We start from the raw sequence: 17,969 nt of genomic DNA, 5'->3' as shown, positions 1-17,969 counted from the left end.
GCCTAGTCGGTGCACCCGGCGGCGACCGCGCTCAATGGGGCAGCCGCGCCTGCCGCTCCAGGAAGGCGATCACCGACCTCGGATCAGTCAGCGGCAGTGGGTAGACCTGCAGCCGGTCCACGCCCAGGTCGGCGTACCGCCGCGCGTCGTCCGCGCTCACCTCGACCGGGTCGAGCTGCATGAAGTTGATCTCCAACCGCCCCAGGCGGGCCGGCCGCTCCACCTCGGTGGCCGCCGTGCGCAGCCCGTCGAGGTGGCGGACCAGGTCGGCCGGGCCGCTGCCGTTGCCGATCCATCCGTGCCCTCTGGCCACGGCGCGGCGGTACGCCGCCGGGCTGTGACCGCCGATCACGATCCGCGGGCCGTCCGGCCGCACCGGGCGTGGATGTGCGTCCACCTGTTCGAAATTCACGTAGTTCCCGTGGAAGGCGGGCGCCGGGGCTGTCCACAGCTGCCGCATGGCGTCGAGGTATTCGTCGGTGCGGCCACCGCGTTCGGTCGGGGATACGCCGACCGCGGTCATCTCCGGTTCCAGATAACCCGCCGCGACTCCGAGCAGCACCCGGCCGCCGGACAGCACGTCCAGGCTCGCGACCTGTTTGGCCAGTACCAGCGGATTTCTTTGCGGCAGAATAAGAATCCCGGTGCCGAGCTCCAGCCGCTCGGTCAGCGCGGCCACATAGGACAGGTGCACCAGCGGATCCAGGATCGGATCGGTGGGCGCCATCGGCGACTCCGGTACGCGCGGACTGGGCAGCACGACGTGATCGCCCACCCACCAGGAGCGATATCCCAGTTCCTCGGCCCTCCGCGCCAACTGTGCCGTGATCTGCGGGGCCAGTGCCGCTTTCGCGCTCAGCCCGTACACACCGAGTTCCACCGGATTCGCCCTCCGACATTGCGACCGACATCTGCCGGACGCAACAATCCGGTGAGGCTCGATCATCCCGGCGGTGGGGCTCAGCCGCGCCGGCCGCGGAGAGGCGCCGTGACCAGTTTCAGCCGGACCGCGGCGGGCACCGTGGTGAACAGGTCGCGCATGGTCGCGGCCATGCCGGGCAGGTTCGCGCGGTCGGAGAGGTAGGCGCGCTGGCGTTCCGGCGCGAGGGTGAAGAAGCCGTCGAAGAACACCGGGATCTCGGTGGGGGACAGGGTGAGCAGGGCACGCAGGCCGGTCCGGCGCAGCTCGTGCACGGCCCGCGCCTGCCATGGCCAGATGGATTCGCCGGTGGCGACCGCGTCCGCGGTGGCGAGGGCCGCGGCGACGCTGTAACCCGTTGCGGGATGCAGTAATCCGCCGGCGGCGCCGAAGCGGCCGGCGCCGGGGCGGCCGCCCTCCACCGGGAAGCGCACCCGCTCGGTCGGCTCGGTGCCGTCGAGTTCGATTCCGCGGCCGCGCAATCGGATGCGCAGCCGATCGCGGAGCACCGCGAGGTCGAGGGCGGGCCGGCCCGCCAGGCAGGTCTCCTCCAGCAGGACGGTCTCGTCGTTCAGCGGGATCGCGTACAGGAACGACGGTGGTTCCGTCGGTGCGGCACCGTTGTCCGGGCGCCAGTCCATGAAAAGCGGCTCGTCCCAGCGCTGCCGGGGCACCATGACGCCGAAGGCGGTCTGCTCGGCCAGTTCCGGGCGGCGGCGCACGCCGCGGGCGTCGACGACCCGTCGCGCGGTGTGGGTCTCGCCGGACGCCAGGCGTACCGTGGCGGTCCCGTCGCCGTCGCGCCGGATGTCGGTCACCCCGGCATGCCGGATGTCGGTTACCGTGCCCGCGATTACTCGCACGCCCTCGAGGTCGAGCGAATCCCGCAGGGCCGCATTGTCGAATACCGTATAGCGGCGGTCGATCTCGAACCGCCGGGTGCCCCAGGCCACCGGCCGCGGGAGCTCCGCCGCGAGCGTCCGCGGCGGGAGCCATGCCGGAAGTTCGTCGGCCCATGCGGCATACGTCGCGGTCCAGTGGCGGTCCGGATGCGGATCGATGGCCAGCACCGATATACCGTGTGCCCGCGCACGATGCGCGAGCGCTCGCCCGGCCGGGCCGAGCCCGCAGACGATGAGATCGGTCACGATGAAGATTGCAGCAGACGAGTCCACCATGGGTGGTCACCGGCCCGGACGGGTGCGGTACTGTCGAAAACACAGCCCGGGGGGACGACCGCTCACGGGTGCCACGGCGACTCCGGCTGCGGAAGGTTGGCAGCGATGACGAATCCCCCCGGTCCCTCCGGCTCCGAGCCGCACGACGAGGCCGAATGGTGGTCGCAGCCCGACGCCAATCAATCCAATTGGAATGCTCCGCAACCCAATTGGGGCTCCACGCCCACTCCCGCCGCGCAGACCGTACAGGCGTCCCCGGCGCCCCCGACCCAGGCCTGGGCCACCCCGCCCCCGCCGCCGCCCACCCCGCCGCAGACCTGGCAGCCCGCCCCGCCGCCGCCCTATCAGGGCGGTTATCCGACTCCGCCGCCGCGTAGGTCCGGTGGCAGCGGTGCGGTGATCGGGGTCGTGGTCGCCGTGGTGGTGCTGCTGATCATCGGGATCGGCGTGGTCGCGGTGATCGCCAACAGCGGCGGCAGTTCGAAGAACGACGCGTCGGCGACCTCCACCGTCACCTCCTCGGCGGCGTCGTCGAGCGCCGCGAGTTCGTCGGTGGCCCGGCCGACCACGAGCAGCGTCGCCGCCTCCCGGCACTTCAGCTACAACGAGGTCGCCAAGGACTGGAACTTCAAGCTGGGCAGCGTCTCCTTCCACGCGGACTGGGTCGAGGGCCGTGACCACTCCAGCTGCGCCGACTTCGAGGTCGACGGCGCGCTCACCGGGATGGGCTGCAAATACGCCGCGGAGATGGTGTACCGGTCCGAGGGCGGCGCGCTGATGCTGACCGAGTACGTGCTCGGCATGCAGGACGCCGACCACGCCGACACCGCCGCCGAGACGATCAGCGACAGCGACATCAAGCTGCGGCCCGGTAGCTACATCGGCAACTTCGCCGTGGGCAAGTGGGTCGCCGACGCGGAGAAGGATTTCGTGGTCGTCACTTTCGTGACCACCACGCCGGCGGTCACCGAGGACCGCGCGAAGGACTACCTCCACTACCGGCAGACCGACATGACGGGTGCGCTGAGCTTCCGCTGATCCGATCTCAGATGCCGCCGGTGGCCAGCAGGCCGCCGTCGACCCGGACCACCTCGCCGGTGATCCACGCCGCGCGGTCCGAGACGAGAAAGCCGACCAGCGCGGCCACGTCCTCGGGGGTGCCCAGGCGCTTCATCGGGTACGCGGCCGCCGCGGTCTCCTCACCGGCGGAGTAGAGCGCCCCGGCGAACGCGGTCTTCACCACGCCGGGCGCGACCGCGTTGACCCGGATCGACGGACCCAGCTGCCAGGCCAGTTCCTCGGTGAGGCGGATCAGCGCCGCCTTGGAGGCGCCGTACGCGGCGATCACTCCGGTGGACCGCAGCCCGGCCACGCTGGCGATGTTGACGATCGCGCCGCCGTGGGTCCGCATCCAGGCCCGGTACGCCTCCTGGATGTAGCCGAGGGTGGCGACGACGTTCACGTCGAAGATCTTGCGGACCGCGTCCAGGTCGGCGTCCATCAGCGCGCCGAACACCGGGTTGATGCCGGTGTTGTTGACCAGGATGTCCAGCGAGCCGAATTCGGCCACGGCCGTCATCACGGCGTCGCCGCGGGCGGTGGCATCGCCGGAATTGCCCGCCTGGGTCAGGACCCGGCCCGGATGACCGAGGGCCCGCAGTTCCTCGGCCGCGACCGCCAGCGACTCGGGTTTGCGCGCGGTGATCAACACGTGGGCCCCGCGGGCGAGCAGTTCCGCCGCGATCGCCTTCCCGATGCCCCGGCTCGCGCCGGTGACCAGTGCGCCCCTGCCCGCCACGTCGTCGGTCATGGCTCGGACGCTACCGGAGCCGGACCACCCCGGGGAGGCTCGTCGCGGCCTCGTTACCGGCGCGATGAGGTCGTCGGGCGGGAGACCGGTAAACTCGGTGGTCGGCGTGCGGGTAGCGGGAGCACACTGCACGAGCCGCCAACCCCGTACACATCAGCTCGAGGAGACCTTTGTGATCACCGCGACCGACCTGGAGGTCCGGGCCGGCGTCCGCACCCTGCTGACGGCGCCCGGTTCGGCGCTGCGGGTGCAGGCCGGCGACCGGATCGGCCTGGTGGGCCGCAACGGCGCCGGCAAGACCACCACGCTGCGCATCCTGGCCGGCGAGAGCGAGCCGTACGCCGGCACGCTGACCCGTTCCGGCGAGGTCGGCTACCTCCCGCAGGACCCGCGCGAGGGCGATCTGAACGTCCTCGCCCGCGACCGGGTGCTGTCCGCGCGCGGTCTGGACGCGCTGATCCGGGAGATGGAGAAGCAGCAGGCGCTGATGGCCGAGGTCGCCGACGACGCCGAGCGGGAGAAGGCCGTCCGCAAGTACGGCCGGCTCGAGGAGCGGTTCTCGGCCCTCGGCGGGTACGTCGCCGAGAGCGAGGCGGCCCGCATCTGCAACAGCCTCGGCCTGCCCGACCGGGTGCTCGGCCAGTCGCTGCGCACGCTCTCCGGTGGTCAGCGCCGCCGGATCGAGCTGTCGCGCATCCTGTTCGCCGCCTCCGACGGCAGCGGCGGCAAATCCGGCACCACCCTGCTGCTGGACGAGCCCACCAACCACCTCGACGCCGACTCCATCACCTGGCTGCGCGGCTTCCTGCAGAGCCACGACGGCGGCCTGATCGTCATCAGCCACGACGTGGAACTGCTCGAGGCCGTGGTCAACAAGGTGTGGTTCCTGGACGCGGTGCGCGGCGAGGCCGACCTCTACAACATGGGCTGGAAGAAGTACCTCGACGCCCGCGCCACCGACGAGCAGCGCCGCCGCCGCGAGCGCGCCAACGCGGAGAAGAAGGCGTCGGCGCTGAAGCAGCAGGCCGCGAAGCTCGGTGCGAAGGCGACGAAAGCCGTTGCGGCGCAGAACATGCTCAAGCGTGCCGAGCGAATGCTGGCCGAGGCGGACGAGATTCGCGTGGCCGACAAGGTGGCCCGGATCAAGTTCCCGGAGCCCGCGTCCTGCGGCAAGACCCCGCTGATGGCGAGCAATCTCACGAAAATGTATGGCTCGCTGGAGATCTTCACCGGCGTCGATCTCGCGATCGACCGCGGCAGCCGGGTGGTGGTACTCGGTCTCAACGGCGCCGGCAAGACCACGCTGCTGCGCCTGCTGGCCGGGGTCGAGCAGCCGTCGGCGGGTCAGCTCGAGCCCGGCTACGGTCTGAAGATCGGCTATTTCGCGCAGGAGCACGACACCCTCGACGACACCGCCACGGTGTGGGAGAACATCCGGCACGCGGCTCCCGATGCGGGAGAACAGGATCTGCGCGGCCTGCTCGGCGCGTTCATGTTCTCCGGCCCGCAGCTGGAACAGCCGGCGGGCACGCTGTCCGGTGGTGAGAAGACCCGGCTCGCGCTGGCGGGCCTGGTGTCCTCGGCGGCCAACGTGCTGCTGCTCGACGAGCCGACCAACAACCTCGATCCCATCTCCCGCGAACAGGTGCTGGACGCGCTGCGCAGCTACGCCGGCGCCGTCGTGCTCGTCACGCACGATCCCGGTGCGGCCGAGGCACTCAACCCGGAACGGGTGATCATGCTGCCCGACGGCACCGAGGATCACTGGTCACAGGACTACCTGGAGCTCATTCAACTCGCTTGAACCCCTTGGCTCCTCGGACCTCGCATACCTTTTGTCGAGATTTCGTGATCCGAATCACATCAAAGCGTTGATCACGGACGCCGGAGTGTCTAGCCTGGAATGAGGCTGCAGGGCGACCGGAGGAAGCCATGAGTGACAGGCCCGCACAGGGGAAATCTGCATTGGGTAAGGGCACGCGCGTCACCGGGAAGTCGCGAGACCGACTGCAAACCCAGTTGAAGAAGCAGTACGAGGCGGGTGCCAGCATCCGTTCGCTGGCCCGGGAGACCGGCCGCTCATACGGTTTCATTCACAACGTGCTCGTGGAGTCGCATGTGCAACTCCGCAGCCGGGGTGGCGCGAATCGCCGCAAAGCGACGAGTAAATAGCACGACCGCCGCGGTGGCGGCCGTGCCCGGTCAGCGACCGGGCACGGTGGCATCGCCGGTGACGAGATAGTTGGCCAGGCTCGCGAACAGCGGCAACCCGGTCTTGATCTCCAGATAGGCGAACTGCCCCTGCGGGTTGACCTCCAGGAAGTAGTACTCGCCGTCGAGACCGAGCCGGATGTCGAGCACGCCGAAAGCCAGTCCCAGCGTACCCATCAGGGTGGACAGGGACTTGCTGACGGCGGCCGGCAACCGCTCGGGCCGGAAGTCGACCGAGGTGTCCAGGCGCGAATCGACCCGTCCCACACCGGATTGCGAGTCGATGCGCACCGTCCACTCGACCCCGTCGATCCAGACGACGCGCAGATCGCAGTCGGCGTCGACGTAGTCCTGGAATGTGGTGGGCGCCCACCGGATGCTGTCGAGGCGGGCCAGATCGGCCGCGGCGACCAGCCGGGTCTCGGAGAATTCGGCGCGTCCGGTGCCGGTGCGTTTGTACACCACCGGGCCGGGCCGGGACTCGACGAAGCTGCGCGCCTCGTCCGGGTCGGTGGTGACCAGTGTCTCCGGCAGGGTGAAACCGGACCGGCGCGCGGTCTCCAGCTGGACGAGTTTGCGGCTGGCGGTGCGTTCGGCGCCGGGATCGTTGACCCACAGCGCGGGCAGCGACCACAGCAGGCCCTGAAGGAATCCGTCGCACTCGGCCTGCCGGTATTCGTCGTCGGCGCGGCGCATTCCGGGCGGCACCTCGGCGCCGCGCGGGCGGCGCCACCAGACGGCGGTGACGTCGTCGAGGCCGGGCAGATGTCCGAGGCTGCGGCCGACGCCGACCCGATCGAGCCGGAAACTCCCGCTCTCCCTGGGGAAGTCGCGCATGTCCAGGCGCAGCGGCGACATCCGGTGGTCGCGGAGCAGGGTGGCGGTCAGCGCGTCGGCGTGCAGGTCGTCGGATTCGGTGACGATCAGCACCGCGCTCGCCGTACGAGCGGGCACGGTGCGCCTAATCGAGACTGTCGCAGGCGATGCCGTCGTCGCTACGGGCGAAGGATCGGGTCTGGCAGCAGGTGAGGGTGGCGCCACCCACACCGGGACGGGTGCTGAGATGCAAGGTGCCGGCCCACTTCTCGGTGAGCTGCTGCAACTGCTCGTCGCCGCGCGCGGGGGATTGGTTGCCGGGCAACGTCATCGGACGTTCGGCCAGCGCGATGCGCCGCCGTTGCGTGAAATCGGCGGTGGCGCCGGGCCGGACCCGGACCATCGCCGAACCGGCTTCGGAACCGGCTGCGGCGCCGAACTTTTCGATCCGGACGATATCGGCCGGATCGAATGCCCATGTGCCCTCGGCAACTCGGAGGACAACTGCGCGCTCGGACACGGACAGCAGTTGCCCGGACAGGGTTGCCGTGCCGGTGGTGGCGGCCGGCGACGGTGCCGCCGGGCCGGGATCGGACGAGGAAACGGCCTCGGTCATGAGCTGATCTCCGATCTGCTCGCTGTTTGCTGCGGGACCTGAACGGGACCGATCATAGCGTGGCGGCGGCATCGATCGACCGGCATCGGCCATATTCCGAAGCAGTCCGGCAATCTTCCGGTGCGGTCCCGGAATGGCCTATCGCGGTGAGTTTTTCGTATGCGATATCAGGGCTTGCGCCGCACCGACGCCTCGACCAGGTCGAGCACGGCGTCCAGGTTGTCGCCGGCATGTCCGGAGGCGATCCGGGCGATGAGACCGTCGAGCACCAGGTCCAGGTAGCCCAGCAGCACATCCGTGGGTACGTCGTCGCGCAGCGCGCCGGCGGCCTTGCGCCGTTCCAGGCGGGCCAGCGTGGCGGCGGTGAGCTCGGCGGAGCGCTGTGTCCAGCCCGCGGCGAACTCGGGGTCGGTGCGCAGCCGGCGCGCGATCTCCAGCCGGGTGCCCAGCCAGTTGTACTGCCCGGGATTGGCGAGCATGTCCCGCATCACCTGCACCAGGCCCTGATTGGCGGCGACGTCGGCCATCCGCTCGGCGTCCTCCTGCGCCAGCGCGAGGAACAGCGCGTCCTTGTCCCGGAAGTGGTGGAAGATCGCACCACGGGACAGTCCGATCGCCTCCTCGAGACGCCGTACCGTGGCGCCCTCGTAGCCGTATTCGGCGAAACAGCTTCGCGCTCCGTCGAGAATCTGGCTGCGGCGGGCCGCGAGATGGTCATCACTGACCTTGGGCATGGCTCCTCCAAACGGGAAGGGCCCGGGCCCCGAGGATTTCGGGGCCCGGACCGTGACACCCGCAGTGTCAGCTGCGAATCATGTTGCGCAGCACGAACTGCAGGATGCCACCGTTGCGGTAGTAGTCGGCCTCACCGGGTGTGTCGATCCGGACGACCGCGTCGAACACGACCTGCTCGCCGTTCTCCTTCGTGGCGGTCACCCGCAGAGTCTTCGGAGTCACCCCCTCGTTCAGCTTGGTGATGCCCGCGATGTCGAACGTCTCGGTGCCGTCCAGCTTCAGCGACGCGGCCGACTCACCCGCCGGGAACTGCAACGGGATGACGCCCATGCCGATGAGATTGGACCGGTGGATCCGTTCGAAGGACTCGGTGATCACCGCGCGCACCCCCAGCAGGCTGGTGCCCTTGGCCGCCCAGTCCCGCGACGAACCGGAACCGTACTCCTTGCCGCCCAGGACCACCAGCGGGATGCCCGCGGCCTGGTAGTTCTGCGAGGCGTCGTAGATGTACGCCTGCGGGCCGCCGTCCTGGGTGAAGTCGCGGGTGTAGCCACCGGAGACGTCCTGCTTGCCGATGGTGTCCAGCACCATGTTCCGCAGCCGGATGTTGGCGAAGGTGCCGCGGATCATCACCTCGTGGTTGCCGCGCCGCGAGCCCAGGGAGTTGTAGTCCTTGCGGTCGACACCGTGGGCGTCGAGGTACTGCGCGGCCGGGGTGCCCGGCTTGATGGTGCCGGCCGGGGAGATGTGGTCGGTGGTGACCGAATCGCCGAGCAGCGCCAGCACCCGCGCACCGGTGATGTCGGCGACGGGCGCCGGCTCCACCTGCATACCCTCGAAGTACGGGGGCTTACGGACGTAGGTGGAATCGGCGGCCCACTCGAAGGTGTCGCCGGCCGGGGTGGGCAGGTTCCGCCAGCGCTCGTCGCCCTTGAAGACGTCGGCGTAGGACTTGCGGAACATGTCCTGGTTGATCGCGGCCTTGATGGTGTCGTCGATCTCCTGGGACGACGGCCAGATGTCCTTCAGGAACACGTCCTTGCCGTCGGTGTCCTGGCCCAGCGCGTCGTGCTCGAAGTCGAAGTCCATGCTGCCCGCGAGCGCGTAGGCGATGACCAGCGGCGGCGAGGCCAGGTAGTTCATCTTCACGTCGGGGGAGATGCGGCCCTCGAAGTTGCGGTTGCCCGAGAGCACCGCGGCGACCGACAGGTCGTTGTCGTTGATCGCCTTGGAGATCGCGTCCGGCAGCGGGCCGGTGTTGCCGATGCAGGTGGTGCAGCCGTAGCCGCCCAGGTAGAAGCCCAGCTTCTCCAGATACGGCCAGAGACCGGCCTTCTCGTAGTAGTCGGAGACGACCTGCGAGCCCGGCGCCATGTTGGTCTTCACCCACGGCTTGGAGGTCAGGCCACGCTCGACCGCGTTGCGGGCCAGCAGCGCCGCGCCGATCATGACCGTCGGGTTGGAGGTGTTGGTGCAGGAGGTGATGCCCGCGACCACGACCGCGCCGTGGTCGATGACGAAATCGCCGCGGTCCTCGTCGCGCACCCGGATCGGCTTCGACGGGCGGCCGGCGCTGCCGTTGGACGCGTCGTACACCTTCGCGTCGTCGTCGGCGAAGGTCAGCTCGGCCGGGTCGCTGGCCGGGAAGGATTCCGCGAGCGCCTCGTCCAGCTGGGTGTGCGGGGCGGCCTCGGGATCGCTGGTGTAGTTGTGGATGTCCTTGCGGAAGGCCACCTTCGACTCCGACAGCAGGATGCGGTCCTGCGGGCGCTTCGGGCCGGCGATGGACGGCACCACGGTGCCGAGGTCCAGCTCCAGGTACTCGGAGTAGGCGGGCTCGTGCGCCGAATCGTGCCACATGCCTTGCTCTTTCGCGTACGCCTCGACGAGCGCGAGCTCCTCGTCGGTGCGGCCGGTCAGGCGCAGGTAGTTGACGGTCTCCGCGTCGATCGGGAAAATGGCTGCGGTGGAACCGAATTCGGGGCTCATGTTGCCCAGGGTGGCGCGGTTGGCCAGCGGCACCTCGGCCACACCCTCGCCGTAGAACTCGACGAACTTGCCGACCACGCCGTGCTTGCGCAGCATCTCGGTGACGGTCAGCACCACATCGGTGGCGGTCACGCCGGCCTGGATCTCGCCGGTCAGCTTGAAGCCGACCACCCGCGGGATCAGCATCGAGACGGGCTGGCCCAGCATGGCCGCCTCGGCCTCGATACCGCCGACGCCCCAGCCCAGCACGCCCAGGCCGTTGACCATGGTGGTGTGCGAGTCGGTGCCGACGCAGGTGTCGGGGTAGGCCTGCCCGTTGCGGACCATGACGACGCGGGCCAGGTACTCGATGTTGACCTGGTGCACGATGCCGGTGCCCGGGGGCACGACCTTGAAGTCGTCGAAGGCGCCCTGGCCCCAGCGCAGGAACTGGTAACGCTCGCCGTTGCGCTCGTACTCGAGTTCCACGTTGCGCTCGAAGGCGTCGGCGGTGCCGAAGACGTCGAGGATGACGGAGTGGTCGATGACCAGTTCGGCGGGGGACAACGGGTTGACCTTGTTCGGGTCGCCGCCGAGGGTGGCGACGGCCTCGCGCATGGTGGCGAGGTCGACGATGCAGGGGACGCCGGTGAAGTCCTGCATGATCACGCGGGCCGGGGTGAACTGGATCTCGGTGTCGGGCTGGGCCGACGGATCCCAGTTCGCGATGGCGCGGATGTGGTCGGCGGTGATGTTCGCGCCGTCTTCGGTGCGGAGAAGGTTCTCCGCGAGTACCTTCAGTGCGTAGGGCAGCTTCTCGGTGCCGGGCACGGCGGAGAGTCGGAAGATCTCATACGACCGATCTCCGACCTCGAGGGTGCCCTTGGCGCCGAATGTATCGATGCTCGTCATACGTTCAGCTCCACTCGTCGGTGAGGGTGGCCGCCGCCTGCGGGGGCTGATGCCGGCGGCCCGGTCGAGGGCGCAGTCTCGGCTGTGCGCCTCGTGCTTCCAACCCTAACAGTACGCTTGTCCTGTGAAGTGCGCGGGGGCCGCCGAGTCGGCCACACCCGCAGCCCACACTCCCCGGTCGCGTACTGTGCACGCAAGCCCTTCGGAGCGTTCGGTGCCGAAGGGCGTCGTCAGCGTGCTGATCACCTGTGACACTGTCGGATGCCCGCCGCTCGGCCGAGCGGCTCTACCAACCGGATGGACAATGACCGCCTCGCACACCTCGGTTCTCATCCCCATGGCCGTGGAACTACCGCCCAACGTGGATCTGGGCACCATCGTGGCGGACCTGGCCGACGACCACGTCTCCGTGCCGGCCGGCAAGGACGACACCCGGCTGGCGGATATCGCCGCCGACGCGCGGGCGCACGGGATCCAGCTGAACATCGTGGTGGTGCCGGGCAATCCCGGGCGTGATTCCGATCTGCGCGATCTTGCCACCGCGGTCGGCAAGGAGACCCACGGCACGGTCGTGGTGCTCAGCGACGACTGGGTCGGCACCTACAGCGACGCGATCAACCGCTCCCGGCTGGAATGGGCCGAGGACACGGCGAAGTACCGCGGCGGTCATTCCGCCGACGCCGCGCAGATCCTGGTCGCCAGGCTGGAGACCCCCGATCACGCCGCCTGGACCGCCGTCACGGGTGTGCTGCTGGCGGGCGCCGTCGTGACCATCGGCGGGCTGTATCTGGTCAAGGCGCGCCGCGCGGCGCGCGAGCGGAGCTGATCTCCGCTCCGTCACGGATTCGCCCCGGGCCGGACTCGGGCCGGGGCGCGCACCCGGACCGTTCTCCGGCGCGGCCGTCGCCGACCGACCGGAAGCCTGCCGGAATGACGAGGATCGGTCGGGTGGTCTGTTTCCGGCCATGAATTCCGATGCCGTATCTGGCTATTGATGAGCAATCGTTAAATTACGCTGCCGTCATTCCGTCGACTTCGTTATCGGTGGGGGAGAAGTGTCGTACGGTTGCCGACGTCACTCTCGAGGTAGAAGTGTCCGGAGAGTGCGAAGAGACTCGTTTCACTCAGAGTTGTTGCTGGTGCTCATGAGGCGATGCCGTACCGGTCGCCCAGCGCAGTCCTGGTGATCACGCCGATCCCCGGGAACCGCAGGCGGGATCCAGGGAGGTCTGATGCGAGTGCCGGGAGCGTCGCCGACGCGCCGCAGAAGGATGCATGAGGTCGCCGGAGGGTTGCTGATGTGCGCGATCGTCGCCGCGCTCCCCACGGTCGCCGGCGCGGTGCCCCCGCCGCCGCCCAATCCCAGCGACGGCGATATCGCCGCCGCGGGCGACCGGGTGGACAACAGCGTGGCCGAGGTGGGCGGGCTGATCAACGAGGTCGCCACCGCGGAACAGCAACTGCGGCAACTGGATGCGGACGTCGCGATCAAACGCGAGGCGGTCAACAAGGCGCTGGTCGACCTGCAGACCGCGCGCGAGGCCGCCGACGCCGCGGCCGACGCGGTCGCCGCCACCCAGCGGGACCTGGCCGACGCCGGCGCGAACGTCGACCGGGCGCGGGCCGATTTCGACCGCTTCGCCGTCGAGGCCTACACCAGCCCGGCCACCGGCTCGATGACCACCTACCTCTCCGGCGCCACGCCGGATGTGGCGCTGAGCCGGTCGCAGCTGCTCAGCGTGATCTCCAGCTCGCAGCGGTCGGCGCTGGAAAGTCTGCACCGGGCCCAGATCGACCGGGCCAACAAGGATTCCGCGGCGCGGGAGGCGAAGCAGGCCGCCGACGCGGCCGCGGCCGAGGCCGACGCCCGGCGGGCCGACGCGGAATCGGCGGTGTCGGCGGCGCGCGCGGCGCAGGACGCGCAGGCCACCCGCCGCGCGGGATTGGTGACCCAGCGCGACACCGCCCAGCACCGGCTGGATTTCGCCCGGCAACAGGTCGCGGGATTGCAGGGCCAGCGCGACGCCTACCTGGCCTGGGACCGGGAACGCCGTGCCGAGGAGGCGGCCGCGCAGGCCGCGGCGGCCGCGGCGGCGGCTCGGGCGGCCGCCGACGGTGACGCCCTCGGCCGGGCCGCGCAACTCGGCGCCGGCCGCCGCCCGCACACGCAATTGGACAATTCGCCCACCCCGCATTCCTCGATGAATCCGCCGGGCCGCCCGGTCGGCGATCGCGGCGAACTGATCGAGACCGTCATCGATCGCGCGATGTCGCAACTGGGCGTCATCTATTCCTGGGGCGGGGGCGACGAGAACGGGCCCACGAAGGGCATTCACGACGGCGGCGTCGCCGACAGCTTCGGCGATTTCGACAAAGTCGGCTTCGATTGCTCGGGGCTGATGTTGTACGCGTTCGCCGGGGTCGGCATCTCGCTGCCGCACTACAGCGGCTACCAGTACCATATGGGCGCCCGAGTCCCGGTCGCCGAGCGCGAGCGCGGCGACATGCTGTTCTGGGGTCCCGGCGGTAGTCAGCACGTGGCGTTGTACCTCGGTGGCGGCCGGATGATCGAGGCGCCGGAGTCCGGTGAGGTGGTCCGGGTGTCGGCTGTGCGCGAGGGCGGCATCATGCCGTACGCGGTCCGCCTGATCCCGTGACGGCGGCCGAAGTCTGAGAATCGGCCGAGAACCCGGCCGGAACAAACCCATCCCGGTTGCGGCATCTTTCCATCGGACCTGGAATAGTTGGGGACACAGCACGGCGTAGGCAAGAACGACAGCGAAAGCGGGGAGTTTGTGACTTCGACGGACGGTGTGAGCGCGGTGAGTTCGGTGACGGACGCGCCCGATCCGGCTCCCGGCTCTCTCGATCGCGATGTCCAGATTCTGGAAAAGGCGATCTACGAAGTCAAACGCGTCATCGTCGGACAGGACCGGCTCGTCGAGCGGCTGCTCGTCGGCGTGCTCGCGCGCGGTCACGTACTGCTCGAAGGTGTTCCGGGCATCGCGAAGACGCTCGCGGTGGAGACCTTCGCCCGGGTGGTCGGCGGCAGCTTCTCCCGCGTGCAGTTCACTCCCGACCTGGTGCCCACCGACCTCGTCGGTACTCGCATCTACCGCCAGGGCCGCGAGCAGTTCGACACCGAACTCGGCCCGGTGGTGGCCAATTTCGTGCTCGCCGACGAGATCAACCGCGCGCCCGCGAAGGTGCAGTCGGCGCTGCTCGAGGTGATGGCCGAGCGGCACGTGTCCATCGGCGGCAAGACCTACCCGATGCCCGATCCGTTCCTGGTCATGGCCACGCAGAACCCGATCGAGAGCGAGGGCGTGTACCCGCTGCCCGAGGCGCAGCGCGACCGCTTCCTGTTCAAGGTGGTCGTCGACTACCCCTCGATCGAGGAGGAGCGCGAGATCATCTACCGGATGGGTGTCACCCCACCGGAACCGAAGCGGATCCTCGAGCCCACCGAGCTGATCCGCCTGCAGCGGGTGGCCGCCAACACCTTCGTGCACCACGCGCTGGTCGACTACGTGGTCCGGGTGATCGCCGCGACCCGTAAGCCCGCCGAATCGGGCATGGACGATGTGGCCGGCTGGATCGCCTACGGCGCCTCGCCGCGCGCCAGCCTCGGCATCATCGCCGCCGCCCGCGCGGTCGCGCTGATCCGCGGGCGCGACTACGTGGTGCCGCAGGACGTGGTCGAGGTGATCCCGGATGTGCTGCGGCACCGTCTGGTGCTGTCCTACGACGCGCTCGCCGACGAGGTGAGCCCCGACGACGTGATCCGCCGGGTGCTGCAGACCATCGGTATGCCGCAGGTGTCGCCGCAGGCCAACGTGCCCGCCGGTGCGCCCGGGTCCGGTGCGGTCCCGCAGCCGCCGGTGGACCGGTCGAACGGCGCCCCGGCCGTCCCGCAACCGCCCCGGCAGTGATCGGAGCGTCGGATTCGGTTGCGCCGGTGACGAACCCAGCGAATTCCCCTACCCATGCCCCGCCGTCGTTCCGGGCCGGCGAGCTCACCGACCCGAAACTCACCGCCGCCCTGCGGACTCTGGAGCTGACGGTCCGCCGACGCCTGGACGGCGTGCTGCACGGCGACCACCTCGGCCTGATCCCGGGCCCCGGCTCCGAACCCGGCGACGCCCGGCTGTATCAGCCCGGTGACGATGTGCGCCAGATGGATTGGTCGGTCACGGCCCGCACCACCCATCCGCACGTGCGGCAGATGATCGCCGACCGGGAGCTCGAGACCTGGCTGGTGGTCGACCTGTCCGCGAGCCTGGATTTCGGCACGGCGCTGTGCCAGAAGCGCGATCTGGTCGTGGCGGCCGCCGCCGCGGTCACCCACCTGACCAGTGGCGGCGGCAACCGGATCGGCGCGGTCGTCGCCAACGGCGAACGGCTGTACCGGATCCCGGCCCGCAGCGGCCGGGTGCACGCGCAGTCCATGCTGCGCCGCATCGCCACCACCCCGCACGCCGCCGACGGCGTCCGCGGCGATCTGCGCGGCGCGATCGAGTCGTTGCGCCGGCCGCAGCGCAAACGCGGTCTGGCCGTTGTGCTTTCGGACTTCCTCGGCACCATCGACTGGCAGCGGTCGCTGCGTGCCATCGCGGGCCGGCACGATCTGCTGGCGGTGGAGGCGATCGATCCGCTGGATCTCGATCTACCCGACGTCGGCGATGTGGTGCTGCACGATCCGGAGACCGGCCGCACCCGCGAATTCACCGTGACCTCCACGCTGCGAAGTGATTTCGCGAAGGCCGCGCAGCGGCACCGGGAGGATGTGGAGCAGGCGCTGCGCGGCGCCGGCGCACCGGTGATGACGCTGCGGACCGATCGGGACTGGATCGCCGACGTGGTCCGGTTCGTCTCCACCCGGCGCCACACCTTCGGCGCCCCGAGCGGGCGGGTGCCCCGACAGTGAACTTCTCGATATCGAATTTCACCGCCGCCGTCTGGCTGGCGTTCCTGCTGGTGGTCGTGGCGATCGCCCTGCTGTACGTGATCGTGCAGCGGCGGCGCAAGCGGCACATGCTCCGGTTCTCCAATATGGAGGTGCTGGAACAGGTCGCGCCGAAACGCCCGAGTGCGTGGCGGCACGCGCCGGTGGCGCTGATGCTGGCCGGGCTGGTGCTGCTGACCATCGCGGCGGCCGGACCGCAGGCGGCGAAGCGGGTGCCGCGCAACCGGGCCACGGTCATGCTGGTCATCGACGTCTCGCTGTCGATGGAGGCCACCGACGTGCCGCCGTCGCGGATCCAGGTCGCGAAGAAGGCGGCCGGCGAATTCGTCGACGGCCTCACCCCGGGCATCAACCTGGGCCTGGTCACCTTCGCCGGTACCGCGTCGGTGCAGGTGTCGCCGACCACGAATCGCGAGGCGGTGAAGGCGGCCATCCAGAACATGAAGCTGGCCGAGCGCACCGCCACCGGTGAGGGCATCTTCAGCGGGCTGCAGGCCATCGACACGCTGGCCTCGGTGCTCGGCGGCGCGGAGACCCCGCCGCCCGCGCGGATCGTGCTGATGTCCGACGGCAAGCAGACCGTGCCGGACGACAAGGACGTGGACAATCCGCGGCACGGCTTCGTCGCGGCGCGGGTGGCCAAGCAGAAGGGCGTTCCGGTGTCGACGATCTCGTTCGGCACCACCTGGGGCACCGTGGAGATCCCGGATCAGGACGGCAAGGGCACCCAGCGGGTGCGGGTCCCGGTCGACGACGACGCGTTGCGCGAGATCGCCAAGATCTCCGGCGGCGACTTCTTCACCGCCTCCACGCTCGAGGAGCTGAGTTCGGTCTACAAAACGCTCGACAAGCAGATCGGTTTCGAGATGCAGATGGGCGATGCCAGCCGGCCATGGCTGCTGTTGGGACTTCTCATCACGGCGGCCGGTGTCGTCAGCGGTCTGGTTTATCGTCAACGTCTGCCATGACAACGCGTGGCACCGAAGGCATGGCGACAGGGTCCCGCCGTCGGGCGGCCAACCCGAACAGATAGGTTTGAACGTATGTCGAACATCACTTCCCGATCGGTGCTGGTGACGGGCGGTAACCGCGGTATCGGTCTCGCGGTCGCCCAGCGCCTGGTTGCCGACGGACACAAGGTTGCTGTCACGCATCGGGGTTCGGGCGTTCCGGACGGCCTGTTCGGTGTGAAATGCGATGTGACGGATACGGCTTCGGTGGACTCGGCGTTCGCCGAGGTGGAAGCCAAGCAGGGGCCCGTGCAGGTGCTGGTCGCCAACGCCGGCATCGTGGACAACACGCTGCTCATGCGGATGAGCGAGGAGCAGTTCTCGTCGGTCCTCGACGCGAACCTCACCGGTGCGTTCCGCTGTGCCAAGCGCGCCACCCGGGCCATGATCCGGGCCAAGTGGGGCCGGATGATCTTCCTGGGCTCCGTGGTCGGCCTCGGCGGCGGACCGGGCCAGGTCAACTACGCGGCCTCCAAGGCCGGTCTGGTCGGCATCGCGCGGTCCATCACCCGGGAGATCGGTTCGCGCAACATCACCGCCAACGTGGTCGCGCCCGGTTTCATCGACACCGACATGACCCGTGACGAGGTCAGTGACGAAATGCGCGAGGTGGTGCTGAAGTACGGCATCCCGGCGGGCCGGCCCGGCCAGCCGGAGGAGGTCGCCGCGGCGATCAGCTTCCTCGCCTCCGACGACGCCGACTACATCACCGGCGCGGTCCTCCCCGTCGACGGCGGAATGGGCATGGGCCACTAGTCTCGTCGCGTCCCCGCCCGCTGTCAGCCGTTCCGGCGCAGGCCGGAACCCCGACCTCAGCAAGGAGAATCC

General features: G+C 69.5%; 16 protein-coding genes. 9 read left to right on the top strand and 7 right to left on the bottom strand.

Annotated elements, in window-relative coordinates; genetic code table 11:
- Positions 1-31 precede the first annotated feature (31 nt).
- Together NRB56_RS36010 and NRB56_RS36005 are read right to left on the bottom strand one after the other, a co-directional pair.
- A complete protein-coding gene (locus tag NRB56_RS36010; protein WP_319944029.1) occupies positions 32-880 on the bottom strand; it encodes an LLM class F420-dependent oxidoreductase in 849 nt (282 codons plus the stop codon).
- A gap of 80 nt (positions 881-960) precedes the next feature.
- Positions 961-2,097 (bottom strand): lycopene cyclase family protein, encoded by a 1,137-nt coding sequence (locus tag NRB56_RS36005; RefSeq protein ID WP_153348842.1) that lies wholly within the window; start codon positions 2,095-2,097, stop codon positions 961-963.
- Between the two features lie 105 nt (positions 2,098-2,202).
- On the opposite strand from NRB56_RS36005, the gene NRB56_RS36000 reads away from it, so the two are divergent.
- Entirely contained in the window at positions 2,203-3,135 is a 933-nt protein-coding gene (locus NRB56_RS36000) for a hypothetical protein (RefSeq protein WP_153348841.1), read from the top strand.
- Positions 3,136-3,142: 7 nt separating this feature from the next.
- On the opposite strand, the gene NRB56_RS35995 is transcribed toward NRB56_RS36000, so the two are convergent.
- Positions 3,143-3,907: an SDR family oxidoreductase gene (locus NRB56_RS35995; protein ID WP_153348840.1), complete on the bottom strand. Its 765-nt coding sequence runs from the start codon at positions 3,905-3,907 to the stop codon at positions 3,143-3,145.
- Between the two features lie 172 nt (positions 3,908-4,079).
- Between NRB56_RS35995 and NRB56_RS35990 the strand changes: the two genes are divergently transcribed.
- Together NRB56_RS35990 and NRB56_RS39535 are read left to right on the top strand one after the other, a co-directional pair.
- The gene (locus tag NRB56_RS35990; RefSeq protein WP_319944028.1) at positions 4,080-5,711 is read left to right on the top strand and encodes an ABC-F family ATP-binding cassette domain-containing protein; all 1,632 of its coding nucleotides are present in this window, start codon (positions 4,080-4,082) and stop codon (positions 5,709-5,711) included.
- 128 nt (positions 5,712-5,839) lie between these two features.
- A complete protein-coding gene (locus NRB56_RS39535) occupies positions 5,840-6,079 on the top strand; it encodes a helix-turn-helix domain-containing protein (RefSeq protein ID WP_026342841.1) in 240 nt (79 codons plus the stop codon).
- 30 nt (positions 6,080-6,109) lie between these two features.
- Here NRB56_RS39535 and NRB56_RS35985 read toward each other — a convergent pair whose 3' ends face one another.
- The 4 genes from NRB56_RS35985 to NRB56_RS35970 form a co-directional block, all read right to left on the bottom strand.
- Complete coding sequence (locus NRB56_RS35985; RefSeq protein WP_319944027.1) at positions 6,110-7,072, bottom strand: MvdC/MvdD family ATP grasp protein; 963 nt, start codon at positions 7,070-7,072, stop codon at positions 6,110-6,112.
- A 7-nt stretch (positions 7,073-7,079) separates the two neighbouring features.
- Positions 7,080-7,550, bottom strand: coding sequence for a hypothetical protein (locus tag NRB56_RS35980; RefSeq protein WP_227838619.1), 471 nt, complete (start codon positions 7,548-7,550; stop codon positions 7,080-7,082).
- 167 nt (positions 7,551-7,717) lie between these two features.
- Positions 7,718-8,284 carry a TetR/AcrR family transcriptional regulator gene (locus NRB56_RS35975; RefSeq protein WP_153348838.1) on the bottom strand — a complete coding sequence of 189 codons (567 nt, stop codon included), beginning with the start codon at positions 8,282-8,284 and terminating at the stop codon, positions 7,718-7,720.
- 67 nt (positions 8,285-8,351) lie between these two features.
- On the bottom strand, positions 8,352-11,165 hold the full coding sequence (locus tag NRB56_RS35970) for an aconitate hydratase (RefSeq protein WP_153348837.1): 2,814 nt from the start codon (positions 11,163-11,165) through the stop codon (positions 8,352-8,354).
- 304 nt (positions 11,166-11,469) lie between these two features.
- Between NRB56_RS35970 and NRB56_RS35965 the strand changes: the two genes are divergently transcribed.
- From NRB56_RS35965 to fabG1, 6 genes are all read left to right on the top strand, one after another.
- Entirely contained in the window at positions 11,470-11,991 is a 522-nt protein-coding gene (locus NRB56_RS35965; RefSeq protein ID WP_153348836.1) for an Rv1476 family membrane protein, read from the top strand.
- A gap of 406 nt (positions 11,992-12,397) precedes the next feature.
- A complete protein-coding gene (locus NRB56_RS35960; RefSeq protein WP_319944026.1) occupies positions 12,398-13,822 on the top strand; it encodes an NlpC/P60 family protein in 1,425 nt (474 codons plus the stop codon).
- Positions 13,823-13,987: 165 nt separating this feature from the next.
- Positions 13,988-15,097, top strand: coding sequence for an AAA family ATPase (locus NRB56_RS35955; protein ID WP_406603576.1), 1,110 nt, complete (start codon positions 13,988-13,990; stop codon positions 15,095-15,097).
- Between the two features lie 26 nt (positions 15,098-15,123).
- Positions 15,124-16,092: a DUF58 domain-containing protein gene (locus NRB56_RS35950; RefSeq protein WP_319944025.1), complete on the top strand. Its 969-nt coding sequence runs from the start codon at positions 15,124-15,126 to the stop codon at positions 16,090-16,092.
- Positions 16,089-17,099 (top strand): VWA domain-containing protein, encoded by a 1,011-nt coding sequence (locus tag NRB56_RS35945; protein ID WP_319944024.1) that lies wholly within the window; start codon positions 16,089-16,091, stop codon positions 17,097-17,099. The genes NRB56_RS35950 and NRB56_RS35945 overlap by 4 nt, the downstream gene beginning before the upstream one ends.
- 75 nt (positions 17,100-17,174) lie before the next feature.
- Positions 17,175-17,897 (top strand): 3-oxoacyl-ACP reductase FabG1, encoded by a 723-nt coding sequence (gene fabG1 / locus NRB56_RS35940; protein ID WP_153348835.1) that lies wholly within the window; start codon positions 17,175-17,177, stop codon positions 17,895-17,897.
- Positions 17,898-17,969: the final 72 nt, after the last annotated feature.

The sequence above is a fragment of the Nocardia aurantia genome, assembly GCF_009604425.1.
Classification (GTDB): Bacteria; Actinomycetota; Actinomycetes; order Mycobacteriales; family Mycobacteriaceae; genus Nocardia; species Nocardia aurantia.
Note: the sequence above shows the minus strand (reverse complement) of the source record. Positions and strands in the feature narration are given on the sequence as shown.